This window comes from Crossiella sp. CA198 (assembly GCF_052078295.1).
In the GTDB taxonomy this organism is placed as follows: Bacteria; Actinomycetota; Actinomycetes; order Mycobacteriales; family Pseudonocardiaceae; genus Crossiella.
Genome location: NZ_JBQJIM010000048.1, coordinates 26,555 through 43,943 on the forward strand (window position 1 = coordinate 26,555; position 17,389 = coordinate 43,943).

13 protein-coding genes are annotated in these 17,389 nt (G+C 72.6%); 6 read left to right on the forward strand and 7 right to left on the reverse strand.

What is annotated here, in order from left to right:
• Positions 1 to 16: 16 nt before the first annotated feature.
• Positions 17 to 2,353 (forward strand): glycoside hydrolase family 3 N-terminal domain-containing protein, encoded by a 2,337-nt coding sequence (locus ACTOWY_RS42955; protein WP_441315348.1) that lies wholly within the window; start codon positions 17 to 19, stop codon positions 2,351 to 2,353.
• Between the two features lie 42 nt (positions 2,354 to 2,395).
• Here ACTOWY_RS42955 and ACTOWY_RS42960 read toward each other — a convergent pair whose 3' ends face one another.
• From ACTOWY_RS42960 to ACTOWY_RS42980, 5 genes are all read right to left on the reverse strand, one after another.
• On the reverse strand, positions 2,396 to 2,692 hold the full coding sequence (locus tag ACTOWY_RS42960; RefSeq protein WP_441315349.1) for a hypothetical protein: 297 nt from the start codon (positions 2,690 to 2,692) through the stop codon (positions 2,396 to 2,398).
• The gene (locus ACTOWY_RS42965) at positions 2,689 to 3,198 is read right to left on the reverse strand and encodes a sigma-70 family RNA polymerase sigma factor (protein ID WP_441315350.1); all 510 of its coding nucleotides are present in this window, start codon (positions 3,196 to 3,198) and stop codon (positions 2,689 to 2,691) included. Before ACTOWY_RS42965 ends, ACTOWY_RS42960 begins: the two co-directional genes overlap by 4 nt.
• Before the next feature lies 1 nt (position 3,199).
• Positions 3,200 to 4,468, reverse strand: a complete 1,269-nt coding sequence (locus tag ACTOWY_RS42970; RefSeq protein ID WP_441315351.1) for a hypothetical protein — start codon at positions 4,466 to 4,468, stop codon at positions 3,200 to 3,202.
• On the reverse strand, positions 4,465 to 5,994 hold the full coding sequence (locus ACTOWY_RS42975; RefSeq protein ID WP_441315352.1) for an amino acid adenylation domain-containing protein: 1,530 nt from the start codon (positions 5,992 to 5,994) through the stop codon (positions 4,465 to 4,467). Before ACTOWY_RS42975 ends, ACTOWY_RS42970 begins: the two co-directional genes overlap by 4 nt.
• A gap of 173 nt (positions 5,995 to 6,167) precedes the next feature.
• Positions 6,168 to 7,178: a LacI family DNA-binding transcriptional regulator gene (locus ACTOWY_RS42980; protein ID WP_441315353.1), complete on the reverse strand. Its 1,011-nt coding sequence runs from the start codon at positions 7,176 to 7,178 to the stop codon at positions 6,168 to 6,170.
• 333 nt (positions 7,179 to 7,511) lie between these two features.
• Here ACTOWY_RS42980 and ACTOWY_RS42985 point away from each other — a divergent pair, with 333 nt between their 5' ends.
• The 3 genes from ACTOWY_RS42985 (at position 7,512) to ACTOWY_RS42995 (ending at position 12,391) form a co-directional block, all read left to right on the forward strand.
• Positions 7,512 to 8,471: a pectate lyase family protein gene (locus tag ACTOWY_RS42985; protein ID WP_441315354.1), complete on the forward strand. Its 960-nt coding sequence runs from the start codon at positions 7,512 to 7,514 to the stop codon at positions 8,469 to 8,471.
• Between the two features lie 93 nt (positions 8,472 to 8,564).
• On the forward strand, positions 8,565 to 10,316 hold the full coding sequence (locus ACTOWY_RS42990; protein ID WP_441315355.1) for a pectate lyase: 1,752 nt from the start codon (positions 8,565 to 8,567) through the stop codon (positions 10,314 to 10,316).
• A gap of 8 nt (positions 10,317 to 10,324) precedes the next feature.
• Entirely contained in the window at positions 10,325 to 12,391 is a 2,067-nt protein-coding gene (locus ACTOWY_RS42995; RefSeq protein WP_441315356.1) for a glycoside hydrolase family 2 TIM barrel-domain containing protein, read from the forward strand.
• A 10-nt stretch (positions 12,392 to 12,401) separates the two neighbouring features.
• On the opposite strand, the gene ACTOWY_RS43000 is transcribed toward ACTOWY_RS42995, so the two are convergent.
• Entirely contained in the window at positions 12,402 to 14,357 is a 1,956-nt protein-coding gene (locus ACTOWY_RS43000) for a beta-N-acetylhexosaminidase family protein (protein ID WP_441315357.1), read from the reverse strand.
• A 189-nt stretch (positions 14,358 to 14,546) separates the two neighbouring features.
• On the opposite strand from ACTOWY_RS43000, the gene ACTOWY_RS43005 reads away from it, so the two are divergent.
• On the forward strand, positions 14,547 to 15,215 hold the full coding sequence (locus ACTOWY_RS43005) for a lytic polysaccharide monooxygenase auxiliary activity family 9 protein (protein ID WP_441315358.1): 669 nt from the start codon (positions 14,547 to 14,549) through the stop codon (positions 15,213 to 15,215).
• Between the two features lie 19 nt (positions 15,216 to 15,234).
• Positions 15,235 to 15,996: a DUF6807 family protein gene (locus ACTOWY_RS43010; protein WP_441315359.1), complete on the forward strand. Its 762-nt coding sequence runs from the start codon at positions 15,235 to 15,237 to the stop codon at positions 15,994 to 15,996.
• On the opposite strand, the gene ACTOWY_RS43015 is transcribed toward ACTOWY_RS43010, so the two are convergent.
• A complete protein-coding gene (locus tag ACTOWY_RS43015) occupies positions 15,993 to 17,030 on the reverse strand; it encodes a glycosyl hydrolase (RefSeq protein WP_441315360.1) in 1,038 nt (345 codons plus the stop codon). The two genes, ACTOWY_RS43010 and ACTOWY_RS43015, sit on opposite strands and share 4 nt — an antisense overlap.
• Positions 17,031 to 17,389: the final 359 nt, after the last annotated feature.

Below are 17,389 nucleotides of genomic sequence, written 5' to 3' on the forward strand. Positions count from 1 at the left end.
CGATACTATCGGGGTCATGGATCGCGTCTGGGGGATCCCAGGGCGTCCGGTGCAGGAGCGGGTGGCCGCGCTGCTCACCGAGATGACCCTGGCGGAGAAGCTGGCCCAGCTCGTCGGCGTGTGGGTGGGGGTGTCCGAGGTGGCGGCCGAGGTCGCCCCGGCCCAGCACGAGTTCGCCGAGTCCCTTCCTCCGTGGGACGAGCTGACCAAGTCCGGGCTGGGCCAGCTGACCCGCGTCTTCGGCACCGCCCCCGTCGATCCGGCGCACGCGGCCAGGGCGCTGGCCCAGACCCAGCGCCGCCTGGTCGCGAACACCCGGCTGGGCATCCCGGCGATGGCGCACGAGGAGTGCCTCTCCGGCTTCACCGCCTGGCGGGCCACCGTGTTCCCGGCGCCGCTGGCCTGGGCGGCCGCCTTCGACCCCGGCACGGTGCGGGGGATGGCCGAGGCGGTGGGCCGCTCGCTGGCCGGGGTCGGCGTGCACCAGGGCCTGGCCCCGGTGCTGGACGTGCTGCGCGATCCGCGCTGGGGCCGGACCGAGGAGACGCTGGGGGAGGACCCGTACCTGGTCGGCGTGCTCGGCGCGGCCTACACCGGCGGCCTGGAGTCGGCCGGGATCGTGGCCACCCTCAAGCACTTCGCCGGGTACTCCGCCTCCCGCGCCGGCCGCAACCACGCCCCGGTGGGCATGGGGCCGCGTGAGTTCGCCGATGTGGTGCTGCCGCCGTTCGAGCTGGCCCTGCGGGTGGGCGGGGCGCGTTCGGTGATGCACTCCTACGCCGAGGTAGACGGCCTGCCCCCGGCGGCCGATCCGGCGCTGCTGACCGGGCTGCTGCGGGAGACCTGGGGCTTCCAGGGCGTGCTGGTGGCCGACTACTTCGGCGTCTCCTTCCTGGAGACCGCGCACGGCGTGGCCGGTTCCCCCGGCGAGGCGGCGGCGCTCGCGCTGACCGCGGGGGTGGACGTGGAGCTGCCGAGCGTGCGCTGCTACGGCGAGCCGCTGGCCGGGCTGGTGCGCTCCGGCGTGGTGCCGGAGCAGCTGGTCGACCGCGCGGTGACCAGGGTGCTGCGGCAGAAATGCGAGCTGGGCCTGCTGGATGAGGACTGGGACCCCGAGCCGCCCGCGCTGTGCCAGGACCGGCCGGTGGACCTGGACCCGCCGGAGCTGCGCACGCTGGCCCGCACCCTGGCCGAGCGCTCGATCGTGTTGCTGGCCAACGACTCCGGCCTGCTGCCGCTGCGCGAGCCAGCGACGCTGGCGGTCATCGGGCCGTGCGCGGCGGAGGTGCTCGCCCTGCTGGGCTGCTACTCCTTCCCCAGCCACGTCGGCACCCAGCACCCCGAGGTCCCGCTGGGCATCGAGGTGCCCACCCTGCTGGCCGCGCTGCGCACCGAGTTCCCGGACACCGGGATCCGTTACGCCCCAGGCTGTGCGGTCACCGGCGCGGACCGCTCCGGCATCCCGGCCGCGGCCGCGCTCGCCGACGCCGCCGAGGTGTGCGTGCTGGTCCTGGGCGACCGCTCCGGCCTGTTCGGCCGCGGCACCTCCGGCGAGGGCTGCGACGCCACCGACCTGGCCCTGCCCGGGGTGCAGGCCGAGCTGCTGGCCGCGGTGCTGGACACCGGGACGCCGGTGGTGCTGGTCCTGCTCACCGGCCGCCCCTACGCCCTCGGCGGGGACGCCGAGCGGGCCGCGGCCGTGGTGCAGGCCTTCTTCCCTGGACAGGAGGGCGCGGGTGCGGTCGCGGGCGTGCTCAGCGGCCGGGTGAACCCCTCGGGCAAGCTGCCAGCGCAGGTCCCGCACGGCCCCGGCGGGCAGCCCGCGACCTACCTGCACCCCCGGCTCGGCGGACCGGGGCCGGTCAGCTCGGTGGACCCGACTCCGCGGTTCCCGTTCGGCCACGGCCTGTCCTACACCAGCTTCGCCTACCTGGACGGCCACGCGCCGGCCGAACTGCCCAGTGATGGCGAGATCGAGGTGTCCTGCCGGGTGCGCAATACCGGCGCCTTGCCCGGCGCGGAGGTCGTCCAGCTGTACCTGCACGACCCGGTGGCCTCGGTGACCCGGCCGGTGCGCCAGCTGGCCGGGTTCGTCCGCGTGCACCTGGACCCCGGCGAGTCGGCGCGGGTCCGTTTCCGGCTGCACGCCGACCGGACCTCCTTCACCGGCCGCGACGGCCGCCGGGTGGTCGAACCCGGCGAGCTGCACCTGCTGCTGGGCTCCTCCAGCACCGACATCCGGTGGCAGCACACGGTGCGGGTCACCGGCGAACCCCGGTACCCCGGCCCGGACCGGGTGCTGCTGACCCCGGTGTGGCTGGATGACCAGAACGCCACCGGCCTGCCGGACTGACCCTCCACGCGTGTTGGCCGTTGTCGTACGGTGTGTTGGCCGTTATGGGCGGTGTGTTGGCCGAGTGGCGTACCAGTTCGGCCAACACTGTGTACGACAACGGCCAACACGCCGGCGAGCCTCCGGCGGCGCGGGGCCCGCCTGGTCGAGCAGTTCGGCCGCCTGCTGCCTGGCCACCGTGGCGAGCAGGCCGGGCAGCCCGGCGAACCCGGCGACCGCGCGGGCGCACGGCCGGCAGGCGTGGAGGTGTTCTTCGTAGTCCCGGCGCTCGGTGTGCGACAGCGCGCCCAGCAGGTAGGCGGCGTCCCAGTCCCGGTACGGGTCGGCTGGTGGCGTCACCGGCTGGTCAGCCCCTTCGCCAGGAGGGCGTGGCGCAGCGCGCGCAGGCCGTAGTGCAGGCGGGAGCGCACGGTGCCCTGCGGCACCGCCAGGTCCGCGGCGAGTTCGGCCACCGAGTGCCCGAGGTAGAACGCGCGGATGATGACCGTGCGGTGCTCGGTGGTCAGCTGGGTCAGCACCTCGGTGATCACCCAGGCGTCCAGCACCGAGTCGGTCTGGTCGGGGCGCGGTGGGTCGGGCACCCTGGCCGCGCCCACCTCCCGCCGGGAGCGCGCGCTGCGGCGTTCGTCGATGACCACGTTGCGCGCCACCCGGAACAGCCAGGCCCGCGCCGCCGACTCGCCCTGGTCCAGCACCGAGGGGCTGCCCCACAGCCGCAGCAGGCTTTCCTGGACGACGTCCTGGGAGAGCTGTTCGTCGCCGGTCAGCCGCAGCGCGAAGCGCCACAGCGCGGGCGCGTGCCGGTCGTGCACCAGGCGGAGCAGCTCCGCCGCCGTGCTGCTCATCTCAGGAGTCCCAGATCGCGCCGTAGGCCGGAATCCCTTGTGCCTCAAGGGACTCGACCAGGTGCCAGGTGGTCTTCCGATTGGAGATGCAGATGACGGCTTCCGCGCCGGACTCCCGGTGCGCACGCAGCGCCAGCTCGACCAGGTCGGGCTTGCCGTCGCGGTCGGTGTCCCAGATGACCGCATCCGGCTGCACGGACCCGATCTCGGCCACCAGCGCCTCGCCGTAGGTGCGCACCGGGTTCCTGGTCGACCACACCAGGCGGGCCGGGGTGTCCCCGGCGAGCAGATGCGGCAGGCACGGGCCGATCCCGCTGCCGGTGGCCACCCACACCACGCCGCGGAAGAGCCGGTCGATGTTGCCGACACCCGCGGTCGGGATGCCCTTGACCCACAGGTGGGCCGGCCGGTCCTCGACCAGCGCGCCGGTCCAGTCGCCCGCACGGGAGATGGTGAGCCGGAAGCCGGAGCGGCCGGGTGCGGGCACGTTGGCGAAGGAATGCCACTCCAGCAACGGGTTCCGGCTCACCGCGGTGGAGGACCCGGCGAACGGGGTGACACCGTGGTCGAAGGCCACCAGGGCCACGTGCGGGGACGGCGTGCTGATCCGCACCGGCACCCGGCGCAGCCGCAGCCAGGGCAGCGCCACGCTGATCACCACCACCAGCAGGGCCCAGAACGGCGCGGAGCCGAGGAAGACCCGGCCTTGGGCCTGCGCCAGCATCGCCGCGTGCGCGGTGAAGAGCAGGAGCAGCGCCCAGCCGCCGAAGCGGTGGCCGCGCTCGAACAGGTCGTGCCGGGCGGCGCGCAGCTTCGGCAGCGCGAGCACCACCATGGCGACCAGCAGCACCGCGATGGCCCAGGTGCAGGCCAGCAGCATGGCCGGGCCGCCGCGAGTGGTGAGCACCCAGGCCAGCACGGCGAACCAGGCCGTGCCGGCGATCGCGGCGCCGACGTGCAGGCCGCCGAAGTGGTAGACCTTGCCCAGGGTCCACCGCACCCGCAGCGGCCAGTGCTTCGGCGCGCTGGTGGCCAGCCGGAACAGCAGGTTGATCACGTGCTGCTGGCGGATCAGCACGGCCAGCAGCAGGTTGCCGAGCACCAGCCACACCAGCACGTCCAGCTCGGCGCGCCAGTCGGTGGCCAGGGCCAGCACCAGGTTGGCCAGCAGCACCATGGCCAGTAGCCGGTTGTGGTGGGTGAACGGCCTGCGCCGCAGCCGGGCGCGCCAGCTCGCCGGGGCGGGGGCCAGTGCCGGGGCGGCGCTCACGCGACGGTCTCCGCCCGCTGGCCGGTCAGCCGGGTCAGCAGCGCCCGCCGGTCCACCTTGCCGCGTTCGGTCAGCGGCAGCCGGTCCACCGGCACGATCAGCGCGGGCACGCAGTAGTAGGGCAGCTGGGCGGCCACCGCGCGGCGGATCGCCTCCGGCACGGCGGTGGCCGGGCTGACGAACCCGACCAGCCCGCCCTGGTAGAGCACCGTGCTGGCCCTTCGGCAGCCAGGCGCGCGTTCCAGCGCCGCGGTGACCGCGTCCAGCTCGACCCGGAATCCCTTGACCTTCACCTGGTCGTCGGTGCGCCCGTGGTGTTCCAGCTGGCCGTCGGCGGTCCAGCGGACCAGGTCGCGGGTGCGGAACATCAGGCCACCGCCCAGGAACGGGTCGGGGCGGTAGCGCTGCGCGGTGAGGTCGGTGTCGCCGAGGTAGCCGCCGGTGACGCAGGCGCCACCGGCCCACATCTCGCCGACCTCGCCGATCCGGCACGGGTTGAGCGCCTCGTCGAGCACGTAGACGGTGGTGTTGGGCACCGGGCGGCCGATGGTCAGCCTGCCGGTGACCGGGTCGTAGCGCTGCACGGTGTTGACGATGGTGACCTCGGTGGGGCCGCAGGCGTTGTGGAAGACCGCGGTGCGCGACCAGGCGCGGGCCAGCGCGGGCGGGCAGCGCTCACCGGCCACCGCGACCACCCGCACCAGCGGGCAGTCCCTCGGGTCCACAGTGGACAGCACACCGGGGGTGGCGATCAGCGCGGTCGCGGTGCGGGCCGCCGCGGTGGGGTCGCCGCCGCGCACCAGTACGCAGCCGCCGTTGGCCAGCGTGCCCAGCACCTCCCACACGGCCATGTCGAAGGCGATGTTGAGCAGCTGCGGCACCCGGTCGCCGGGGCCGACACCGAGCGAACCCGGTGCGGTGAGCAGGACGTTGCACAGGTTCGCGTGCGTGACGCTGACTCCGTTGGGTCTGCCGGTGGTGCCCGAGGTGAAGATCACCACCGCGGTCTCGCCGCACTGGGCAGGCAGTGCCGCGGTCGCGGTGGGGTGGTCGTCGATCGTGAGCACCGTGCCCAGGCCCGAGGGCACCAGTCCCCGGTGTGCCGTGGTGGTGAGCACGACCTCGATGTCCGCCACCGCGGCGATGTGCCGCAGGTGCGGTGGCGGGGTGAGCCGGATGTCCTGCGGCACATAGGCCGCACCGGCTTTGAGCACCGCGAGCATGCCCACCACCATGGCCACCGACCTGGTCAGGAACAGCCCGACGTGCGCGCCGGGGCGCACCCCGTGCTCGATGAGCAGCCGGGCCAGCGCGGTGGCCCTGCGGTCCAGTTCGGCGTAGGTCACCGACTCGCCGAGGTGCTCCACCGCCGGAGCCTGCGGACAGGCCGCGGCCCGCGCCTGGATCGCGTGGTGGACGCGGGTGAACGGGACTGGTGTGCGCGGCCCCTGCCCGAAGCGGTTGAAGAGCACGCGCTCGTGCGGGGGCAGGCCGCGCAGGGCAGGGGAGTCGACGATCGGGGTCACTCCGGATCCTTTCGCCAGGCCGGTGGTCACCCCGTCTGAACGAGACAGGTCGGGTGAATGTTCAACTAAATCTCAGAAATTCGTTGCCAGGCTTGGAAGTTGGTCCGGCCATGGTCGAACGCGGCGTCGAACGCGAGTCGAACACCAGAGTCCACAATGGACTCCAAGGTGGCTCAGGAACCGGGGCGGCGGCGGTGTGCGCTGGCGCGTTCGGTCAGCCGCGGCGGCAGCAGGGTCAGCGCCGGTGGCCGGACCCCGGCGAGCCGGGCGGCGAGCAGGTCCACGGCCCTGGCACCCAGCTCCTCGGCAGGCAGGTGCACCGAGGTCAGCCGCGGCGTGGCCCGCTCGGCCAGCTCGTCCGGGCAGATGGCCACCACGGACACCTCGGCAGGCACGTCGCGGCCGAGTTCGCGCAGGCAGGTCAGCACCGAGGGCAGGGCGCCCTCGTTGTGCACCACCAGCGCGGTCAGCCGGGGCTGCTCCCGCAGCAGGGCGGTCACCGTGCGCCGCACCGAGGGCAGCTGCTCGTCGGTCGCCCTGGTCAGCACCGAGACGCCGCGGCGGATCGCGGCCGCGGTGAAGCCGGCCATGGTGCGGTGCGCGTAGCCGGTGTCGCGGTGGTAGACCAGCTGGGGCGAGCCGAGCAGGGCCACGCAGTGGTGCCCGAGGTCGGCCAGGTGGTCCAGGCAGCGCGCGCCGGCCGCGGTGAAGTCCAGGTCCACACAGGTCAGTCCGGTCGGGTCGACCGGGAAGCCGATCAGCACCGAGGGGGCGTCCATGGCGCGCAGCACCGGCGCCCTGGCATCGCGCAGTTCCACGTCCATCACCACCAGGCCGTCCACGCCGCTGCGCTGCACCGCCTGGCGCAGGCCGTCCGCGCCAGTGTCCGCGGTGAGCAGCAGCACGTCGTTGCCGTGCCGGTGCGCGGCGGTGGTCACCGCGCTGACGAAGCGCATCAGCACCGGCAGGCAGGTGCCCGCACGCAGCGGCGCGACCAGGCCCAGCACACCGGTCCGCCGCGCCGCGCCGCGTGGCGCCTGCTGGGTGAGGTAGCCGAGGGCGCGGGCGCTCTCCTCGACCTTGGCCCTGGTGGCCGGGCTGATCGAGCGCTTGCCGGAGAGCACGTAGGACACCGTGCTCGGGGCGACGCCGGCCCGCCGGGCCACGTCCGCGATGGTGGCCAACCCGCCCTCCTCGTCACCGCCGTTGGTGCTCTGGGACGGTACGGCCGGGCCGGGGGCCCGGCTAGGGCCAACCGTCTTGCGAAGGCCCTCCGGCAAGACGGTTTCCCGCCGGGCGGAGCCATTTCGACAATTCGATTCGAAGGCAATCGAAATGGGTCATATACGTGACGGGAGAATTCGGCGAATCGGCATGTTGACAGCGGGTAAATGCCTCATTACGCTGCCGGTTGCAGCATTTGTTGTCATTATCATTTACCGCCGCTGATTCTCATTCACCGCAGTGGCCGCTGTCTTTTTCCGCTGCGGCGGCCACCGTTCAACGAGAGGAAGCAGATGTCCCGGACATCCGTACGCGACCGGCGGGCTCCCTGGTCTGCCGCACTGGTCGTCGCGCTGGCCGTCACCGGCGTGGCGGCGGCCGCGCCCACCGCCTCGGCCGCTCCGTTCGACCTGGCGGGCTGGGCCACCCAGGGCGGCGGCACCACCGGCGGTGGCGGCGCCACCCCGGTCACCGTCAGCACCGCGGCCGCCTTCACCGCCGCGGTCAAGGCCACCGGTCCCGCGGTGGTCCGCGTCACCGGCGCCATCGCCCTGTCCGGCATGGCCGCGGTCGGCTCGGACAAGACCATCATCGGGGTCGGCTCCGGCGCCGCCATCACCGGGCACGGGCTCAACATCTCCAGGTCCGCCAACGTGATCGTGCGCAACCTGAACTTCAGGAACTGGGCCGACGACGCGATCAACGTGCAGTACTCCACCCGGGTGTGGATCGACCACAACAGCTTCGCCAGTGGCAAGGACGGCGCGGTCGACATCAAGCGCGCCTCCGACCTGGTCACCGTGTCCTGGAACAAGTTCTCCAGCCACGACAAGACGATGCTGCTCGGGCACAGCGACGACAACGGCGGCGAGGACCGGGGCAAGCTCCGGGTGACCTACCACCACAACTTCTTCGACGGCACCGGTCAGCGGCACCCCAGGGTGCGCTTCGGCAACCCGGTGCACGTCTACAACAACTACTACGGCGGCGTCACCAGTTACGGCGTGGCGGCCACCAAGGAAGGCGGCGTGCTGGTCGAAGGCAATTTCTTCGAGAACACCAAGGACCCGTTCCACCTGGGTGAGGGCAGTTCACCAGCGGGCACGCTGGTGGCGCGGAACAACCATTTGGTCAGCTCCGGCTCGGGGCAGACCGGCGGCAGTGTGAAGAGCATTCCCTATTCGTATCCGCTGGACCGCGCGAGTGAGGTGAAGACGATCGTCCGGAACGGGGCAGGCCCAGGGCGCATCTGAGCGCCTGCCCAGGCGCTCCGGGGCCGGCGCGGCGCTCGCCCGCCGTCCCCGGAGCGCCATCGCGTCCACCGCCGAGAACTCACCGGAGGAGCCATGAGCACACCCCTGAGTCGCCGCGCCTTCGCCAGGCTGACCCTTGCCCCGGCCGCCCTCACCCTGCTCGGCGGCGGCGCGGCGCACGCGGCCACCACCCCGAGCCTGGACCGCGGCCCGGTGCTGCGCGCGATGGGCCGGGCCGCGGTCTTCCTGGACCGCGAGGTCTCCTACCGCGGCGGCTACCTGTGGAGCTACCTGCCCGACCTGTCCGCCTCCTGGGGCGAACTGGAGGCGCGGCGGAGCATGTGCTGGGTGCAGCCACCCGGCACGCCCTCGGTCGGGCACAGCATGCTCGACGCCTACCACGCCACCGGCGCGGAGGAGTTCTACCGCGCCGCCGAGCGCACCGGACTGGCGCTGGTGGCCGCGCAGCTGCCGGTGGGCGGCTGGAACTACGTGCACGACTTCGCCGGGACCGCCGCGCTGCGCCACTGGTATGAGACCGTCGGCGGGAACGGCTGGCGACTGGAGGAGTTCCAGCACCACTACGGCAACGCCACCTTCGACGACGCGGGCACCTCGGCCGCGGCACAGCTGATCCTGCGGCTGTACCTGGAACGCCGCGACCCCCGGTTCAAGATGGCGCTGGCGCGGGCGATCCGGTTCGTGCTCGCCGCGCAGTTCCGCGGCGGCGTGGCCGACGGCGGCTGGCCCCAGCGGTTCCCCTCCTTCGCAGGCTCGGTCTCCCGCACGCACTGGCCTGCCGAACGGCCGCCGTGGCTGCCCGCTGACGTGCGGCACGGCATGGAGGACGGCGAGTACACCCAGCACGTCACCTTCAACGACGACGTGCTCGGCGAGAACATCAAGTTCCTGCTGCTGTGCGCCAGCACGCTGCACCGGCCGGACCTGCTCGGACCGGTGCACCGCGCGATGCGCTGCCTGCACCGGATGCAGCAGCCAGGACCGCAGGCGGGCTGGGCCCTGCAACACCTGTCCAGGGCCGCGGGCGGCCGCCCGGCAGGCGCCCCGGCGGGCGCTCGGTCCTACGAGCCGAGGGCGCTGGCCACGCACACCACGCAGACCAACATCCGCCAGCTGTTCCACTACTTCCGGCTCACCGGCGACCGCTCCTACCTGACCAGGGTGCCCGAGGCGATCGACTGGCTGGCCAGCTGCCCGCTCACCGAGCGCCAGCTCGCGGAGAACCCGTTGCTGGCCAAGCGCACGCACCCGACGTTCGTGGAGCTGGGCGCCAACCGGGCGCTGTTCGTGCACCGCTTCGGCAGCAACATCCGCAACGGCGCCTACTACACCGACCATGACCACCGGGACACCCTCGGCCACTACTCCGCGGGCCGGGCCATCGACCTGGACGGCCTGCGGCGCACCTACGCGGAGCTGAACTCGTTGAGTGGCAAGGAGATCGCCGAGCTGCGCGTCCGCTCCCCGCTGACCCCCGGCGCGCCGATCCCGGTGCCACGGCACTTCTCCGTGCGCGAGCTGGAGCTGACCGACCTGTTCCGGGACGCCAATCCCGCCCTGCCCACGGTGCCCGACGCGGAGGCCGCGGCCCTGGCGCGCGACCTCGCCGGCAAGGACCACTGGCTCACCCCGGCCGAGGCGGTGACCAACCCGTTCCGGGGGCCAGGGCCCGCGGATCCGTTCCACGGCAAGGACTTCATGAGCACCCATGTCGGCGACCGCTACGACACCTCGCCGTTCCCGCCAGCTGAACGGCCCCTGGTGATCAGCACCGGCGCCTACGTGGCCAACATGGCCAGGCTGATCGCCTGGGCGCAGCGATGAGGGCAGCGGTGCGGCTGCTCCTGCTGCTGGTGGTCACCGCGCTCGCGCTGACCGCGCCGGTCCCCGCCCAGGCCGGGCACGGCGGCGCGCACGGCCGTTCGGTCCTCGGCCTGCACAGCGGGTGGAGCTTCCACCGCGGTGAGAAGCTGGGCGCGGCCGAGCCCGGCTTCGACGACTCCGGCTGGGACCGGGTCACGGTGCCGCACAGCTGGAACGGGCGGGACGGCCAGGACGGCGGCAACGACTACTACCGCGGCCCTGGCTGGTACCGGCGCACCCTGCCCGCGCCAACGGGTGGCCGGATGTGGTTGCAGTTCGACGGCGCCAACACCACCACCACGGTGTGGGTCAACGGCCGCCTGCTCGGCGAGCACAAGGGCGGCTACGCGCGCTTCCGCTTCGACGCCACCGAGGCGCTGCGCCCCGGCCGGGACAACCTGCTCGCGGTCAGGGTGAGCAACGCCCCCGACCCGGACGTGGCACCGCTGAGCGGCGATTTCACCCTGCACGGCGGGCTTTACCGGGAGGTAAGCCTGGTGCTGACCGACGCGGTGCATCTGGACCTGCTCGACCACGGCGGCCCCGGCCTCTACCTCCGGCAGCAGCGTGTGACGCCGGAGTCGGCGACCGTGGCGGCGAGCACCAGACTGGTCAACGACAGCCGGTCCACCGCCAGGGTGCGGCTGCGCGCCACGGTCACCGGCGCGCACGGCGAGGTGGTGGCACGGGAGCAGTCGGGAGTGCGGGCCGTGGGCGGCGGTCAGGCGGTGGAACTCGCGTTGCCGCTCACCATCGCCCGCCCGCGGCGGTGGCAGGGCCGCGCGGACCCGTTCCGCTACCAGGCCACCGTCGAGGTGGTGGACACCGGCGGCCGGGTGCTGGACCGGGTCAGCCAGCCACTGGGCCTGCGCACCGCGGAAATCTCGGCCACCGACGGGTTCACCCTCAACGGCGAGCGGCTGCCGGTGCACGGGGTGAACCTGCACCAGGACCGGCCGGACGTGGGCTGGGCGGTCACCCCGGCGCAGCACGCCGAGGACTTCCGGATCATGCGCGAGATGGGCGTCAACGCCATCCGCACCGCGCACTACCAGCACGGCGAGACCGTCTACGAGCTGGCCGACCGGCACGGTTTCCTGGTGTGGACGGAAATTCCGCTGATCAACCTGAGCACGGACAGCCCGGCCTTCCGGGCCAACATCGAGACGCAGCTGCGGGAGATGATCCGGCAGAACTACAACCACCCCTCGGTGGTGTGGTGGGGCCTGGGCAACGAGCTGTGGCACGACTCCCCGGCGAACAACGCCCTGCTGGACCGGCTGGCCGAGGTGGTGCGCGCGGAGGACCCGTCCCGGCCCTCGGCGTACGCGAGCTGCTGCGTCCCGGACCAGGCCGGGATCACCAAGCACACCACCGGAATCGGCTACAACAAGTACTTCGGCTGGTACACCGGCAAGTTCGGCGACCTCGGGCCGTGGGCGGACCAGCTGCGCGCCGCAGACCCGGCCCGGCCGCTCGCGCTCAGCGAGTACGGCGCGGGCGCCAGCGCGTTCCAGCACCAGGAGAACCCGCCGAACCCGGTGCCCGCCTCGCGCTGGCATCCCGAGCAGTACCAGTCCGCCTACCACGAGGCGTACTGGTCACAGCTGAAACAACGGCGCTGGCTGTGGGGCTCGTTCGTGTGGGCCATGTTCGACTTCGCCTCCGACGGCCGCGACGAGGGCGACACCCCCGGCCGCAACGACAAGGGCCTGGTGACCTACGACCGGGGCATCCGCAAGGACGCCTTCTACTGGTACCAGGCGAACTGGACGGACACCCCGGTGGTGCACCTCAACAGCAAGCGGTGGACCAGCCGGACCGCGGCGCGCACCACGGTCCGGGCCTACACCAACGCCGTGACGGTCACCCTGCGGGTCAACGGCAGGCAGGTCGGCGAACCGGTCAGCGGTGCGGGGCGGGTGGCCGAGTGGCCGGAGGTGCTGCTGCGGCCGGGCCCGAACACCGTGGCGGTCTCCGGGTTCAAGAACGGCCGCCCGCACACCGACACCGCGGTCTGGACGCTGCGGGAGTGAGCGCGCCCGCTCAGCCCCGCCATCCGGCCGAGAGGTTGCGCAGCGGCGGCAGGCCGAGGAACTCGTCGTGCCGGGCGCGCACCCGGTCCAGGAAGACGTCCAGCACGCCGTCGCCGATCCGCACCACGCCCTCGACCCGGTTCTCCCCTGGCACCGAGCGGATCCGGTTCGCCTTGGCGGCCAAGGCGTCCAGCCGCTCCCGCGCCGCGGCGGCGGCCCGCCGGTCGCCGGCGCCGATCGCGTCCAGGGTGTCCAGGCCCGCGCCCATGGCCCCGGCCCACAACTCGGTGGCGGCCAACCAGTTCGCCGCGTCGTCCAGGAACGCCCGGTCCGCGACGGTGGCCCTGATCACCGAGGGCGCCGCGGTGATCCGCCGGACGTGCCAGCGCAACGCGCTCGCCGCGCCGGGAGCGCCTGCCCAGAACGCGTCCACCCTGGCCTGGAGCGCGGGGGCCTGCGGCTGCCACGGTCGCGGGCCGAAGGTCGGGGCGAGGTGGTTGAGGTCGAAGAAGTCCAGCAGCGCCCGGACCCCGGCCGGGTCGCCGCCTGCCAGGTGCGCCGCGGCCGCCCGCCAGCTGCGGTCGCGGTCGTAGCCGTGGTCGTGCCAGGAGAAGTCGGCCATGGTGAACACCGCGACCTTGCTCGCGGCGGCCTGGTTCATCGGGTTGGCCACGATGCCGGCGAGGTGGCCGGACAGGCCGGGCTCGCGGTGGTCGTAGGGCGCGAGCAGTAGCCGTCCCGCGGCCTGGCCGAAGTCGTTGACCGGGTAGTTGTCCCAGGCGAAGACCTTGCGGCCGAACAGTTCCGAGGCGCGGCGGGCCTGGTCCACGGTGATGCTGGGCGGCACCACATCGGTGCCGGTCCACATCACCAGCACCGCGGGGTCCAGGGTCGAGCGGAGCACTTGCTTGTACTCGGTGTCGGCGAGGTCGCCGTACTCGGTCGGCACCATCTGCAGCGGGTGCGTGCCGGGGTGGGCGGCCAGGAAGCCGCGCTGGAGGTCGTTGAGCAGCCCGGCCTGGGCCACTCCCGCGGCGCGGCGGCCCGGTTCGCCGTAGGCCGTCCGGTCGCCGTCGCAGTTCCACCGCGTGTAGCTGATGTCGTCCAGCGGGATGGAGAAGGCGCGCACCCCAAGGTCGTACATGGCCCGCAGCTTCGTGGTGAGCGCGGCGCGGTCCCCGGCGCTGGAGTAGCAGATCGAGGTGCCGGGGGATAGGGCGTAGGTGAACCGGACGTGCTGCGCCGCGGCCGCCTTGACCAGCTCGCCCAGCTGGGCCAGCCGGTCGGCCGGGTAGGGCTCGCGCCAGCGGTCGCGGTGGTACGGGTCGTCCTTGGGCGCGTAGATGTAGGTGTTGGCCTTGACCTGGCCGTAGAAGGCGAGCTGGTCGAGGCGTTCCTGGTGCGTCCACGGCGAACCGTAGAAGCCCTCGATGGTGCCGCGCAGGGCCATCGCGGGGAAGTCGCTGACCGCGGCGCCCGCGATGCGCGCGCGATGCCGGTCGCCGGTGAACAGCTGCCGCAGGGTCTGCACGGCGTAGTACTGGCCTGCCGGGTCCACCCCGCCGAGCGCGACCGAACCGCGCCGCGCGGTGACGGTGAGCGCGCTGCCCTCCGCCCGGCCCGGCACCGGGGTCGAGCCGAGGGCGGCGGCGACATCCGGCCGATCGGCCGGTCCCAGGTGGAAGGTCAGCGGCGCGCGACCCGCGGTGTCGATGTGCCGGACGCCGTGCTCGCGCAGGGTCCGCTCCAGCAGGGCACGGGCGGCCGGGTCGGTGCGCTCGTCGACCACCAGCCGCACCCGGTTGCCGACCGGGAGATCCGGTCCACTGCGCTGGATGTGTTGCGGCGCGGGGGAAACCTGGGGGAGCGGGGCGAGGTCCGGGGCAGCCTGGGCCGGGGCGGTCAGCCCGCCCAGTGGCAGCGCCGCGGCGAGCAGGACGGACACCGTTCGACCGAGCAGCTGCATGCGATCTCCAGACAAGTGGGGGCGACGGCTCGCACCAGTATGGCCGGTGGCCGGGGCTTTTCCGGTGCTACCAACGTTGGGGGGCAGTGGTCCGGTCTATGGGTTCCCAAGCCGGGCCGGACTGGCTACCCTCCAAACTGGGAGCGCTCCCAGAAATCCTGATGCCCGATCCTCAAGGAGGAGGACAGCATGGCGCACAACAGTTCCGGCCGCCCCCTGCTCGTCAGAGCGCTCGTGGTGCTGAGCGCGGTCGGCGCGCTGCTGGCCGGGGCCCTGACCGGCGTTGCCCAGGCACACGGCTCGGCCACCGACCCGCCCTCGCGCAACTACGGCTGCTGGCAGCGCTGGGGCAGCGACTTCCAGAACCCGGCCATGGCCACCAGGGACCCGATGTGCTGGCAGGCCTGGCGGGCCAACCCGAACGCGATGTGGAACTGGAACGGCCTGTACCGGGAGAACCTCAAGGGCAACCACCGCGGCAACATCCCGAACGGGCAGCTGTGCAGCGGCGGTCACGCCGAGGGCGGCCGGTACAACTCGATGGACACCGTCGGCGCGTGGCAGACGGTGAACAAGCCACGGCGGTTCACCCTGACCATCACCGACCAGGCCCGCCACGGCGCGGACTACCTGCAGGTGTACATCACCAAACAGGGCTTCAACCCCGCGACCCAGGCACTGGGCTGGGACAACCTGGAGCAGGTCGCCCAGACCGGCCGCATCGCACCGAATGGCACCTACCAGGTCGGGGTTGACGCGGGCAGCCGGACCGGACGGCACCTCGTCTACACCATCTGGCAGGCCAGTCACCTGGACCAGTCCTACTACTTCTGCAGCGACGTCAACTTCACCGGCTGAACCGGGGGTGGCGCGCGCGATGCGGGAAATCGCTGACCGGGTCGTGCGCGCCTGCCCCGCGGCCGGGAAACCGTGGCTGGTGGCCGACGACCGGTGGGTGCGGGTGCACGCCGGGCGGATCGCGCTGGCCGACTACGTGCTCGGCCCGGCCGAACCGTACCTGCACCCGTTGCGCACCACCGCGGGCGAGCTGGTCACCGGCCCCGGCGGCCTGCGGTTCACCATGACCGAGATCTCCGGCGAGAACGTCTGGGGCGATCGCACCCCGCCCATCGGTGGTGGCCCGATGCGGCACGTGCGCTGGGAGCGGGTCCGCTGCCACGGCGGCCAGGCGGAGCTGCGGCACTGGCTGGACTGGCGGACCCGGTCGGGTCAGTGCTGGCTGGCCGAGGACCGCGCCATCGAGGTGGACCAGGTGGACCCGGCCGACGGTTCCTGGCTGCTCACCTGGAAAACCCGGCTGTACAACACGAGCGGACGACGACTCCGGTGCGGCGGCCCGCTCCGGCCCGGCCCCGGCTCCTTCAACGTCGACGCCGCGTTCACCACCACCGGGACCCGCGCGCCATGGTGGGTATTCACCGGTGCGCACAAGGAAAGCGGGCGGCGCTCCACCGTGGTCTTCGTCGAGCACCCCGGCAACCACCAGGCGCCGCTGCTGATCGAGCCGGAGGCCCGAGTCGACCTGGCCCACCACGTGGTCATCGCGGACGGGCACTGGGATCCGGCACGCATTCAGCGCTATCTGGCCCAGCGGGTGGCTCCCCGCTGGAATCGCTAGGTGGCGCGCTGGCCACCGCGAAGCTCCACTGTGGACTGTGGCCGCCAGTCCACTTCGGACGGTGTGTCGCGGTCGGCGGTGAGCCTGCCGTCCACCACCGCCAGCGGGGCGAGTTGCAGGCAGGAGGCCTGGCCGAACCGGCAGGAGTAGAGGATGTGTGCCCGCTCGCCCTGGGTGAGCACCGAGCCGTGGTGGCCGGGAGCGTTGTCCCCCAGGCGGATTCCCGGTCGGGCCAACAGTGGTTCGGACTGCGGGAACCAGGTCCGCAGGTCGTGGGAGCGGTACACCGGCAGGCCGCGGTCGCCGCTGGTGATCATCCAGTAGTGGCCGCCGAAGCGGAACACGCTGGGCGCACCCTGGCCCGGCGAGCACACCGAGCGGCTGACCGGGCGCCAGGTGCTCAGGTCGGTCGAGTCGGCCGCGTGCACACCGCCGTCGGGCACCGTGTACCACATGCGCCAGGTCTGGCCGTCGGGCAGCGGCCAGACCGCAGCGTCCGCGCAGCCCTCGCCGGAGAGTTCCAGCTCGCGGCCGAAGCGCCAGTTCAGCAGGTCCTGCGAGGTGTAGTGCAGGATGTGACCGCGGCCGGCGCGGGCGGCCCGCGCACCCGCGACGTGGCTGACGTAGAGGTGGTAGGTCCCGCCGTGCCAGATGACCTCCGGCGCCCAGAAGCTGTTGCGTCCGGAGTGGACGGTGTCCAGGCCCTTGGGTGCGCCGCGGTACTCCCAGCTGCGCCCGCCGGTGGAACTGGTCGCGATGCCGATGGTCGAGCCGCGCGGCGAGGTGGGTGCGGAGTAGAGCACGCACCACTCATTGGCGGCGCGATGGTAGAGGACCACCGGGTCGGTCGCGCCACCATGGATCGGATCGCGGAACAGCGGCGCATCCGCCCGCGCGATCGCGGGCACGGCGCCGCCCGGGTCAGCACCACTCAGCGCGAGCAGACTGCTCCCAGCACCGTTGAAGTAGCGCACCCCTTGCCAGGACCGGGTATCCAGACCGATCAGCGGCGCACCGGCACCCCTGACATTCAACCCGGGGCGGATAGTCCACGACACGACTGACCTCCGGCGGCGTGCTGGCTGTGCACCGCGTGTTAACGCTAACATTGGTCTGTTCCCCGGTCAACACGCGCTACCCCCGTGTTGGCCGTTCTCGTACGCCGAGTTGGCCGTTATGGACGGCGAGTTGGCCCAACTGGTACGCCGAGTTGGCTGAAGTGGGCGTACCAGTTGGGCCAAGTGGTACCAGTTCGGCCAACACGGGGTATGAGGTGCCCCGAGTTTTCCGGACACGTCTCCAAGTAGAATTGACGGAGAGTCCGGAGGGAACGAGACGTGGCAAAGAAGGCGCAGAGATACTCGGCAGAGCTGAAAGCCGAGGTTGTCCAACT

Coding starts and splice junctions, on each gene's coding strand:
- ACTOWY_RS42990 (WP_441315355.1), top strand. CDS start 8,565: ATGAGCACACCCCTGAGTCGCCGCGCCTTCGCCAGGCTGACCCTTGCC.
- ACTOWY_RS42955 (WP_441315348.1), top strand. CDS start 17: ATGGATCGCGTCTGGGGGATCCCAGGGCGTCCGGTGCAGGAGCGGGTG.
- ACTOWY_RS43005 (WP_441315358.1), top strand. CDS start 14,547: ATGGCGCACAACAGTTCCGGCCGCCCCCTGCTCGTCAGAGCGCTCGTG.
- ACTOWY_RS42985 (WP_441315354.1), top strand. CDS start 7,512: ATGTCCCGGACATCCGTACGCGACCGGCGGGCTCCCTGGTCTGCCGCA.
- ACTOWY_RS43010 (WP_441315359.1), top strand. CDS start 15,235: ATGCGGGAAATCGCTGACCGGGTCGTGCGCGCCTGCCCCGCGGCCGGG.
- ACTOWY_RS42965 (WP_441315350.1), bottom strand. CDS start 3,198: ATGAGCAGCACGGCGGCGGAGCTGCTCCGCCTGGTGCACGACCGGCAC.
- ACTOWY_RS43000 (WP_441315357.1), bottom strand. CDS start 14,357: ATGCAGCTGCTCGGTCGAACGGTGTCCGTCCTGCTCGCCGCGGCGCTG.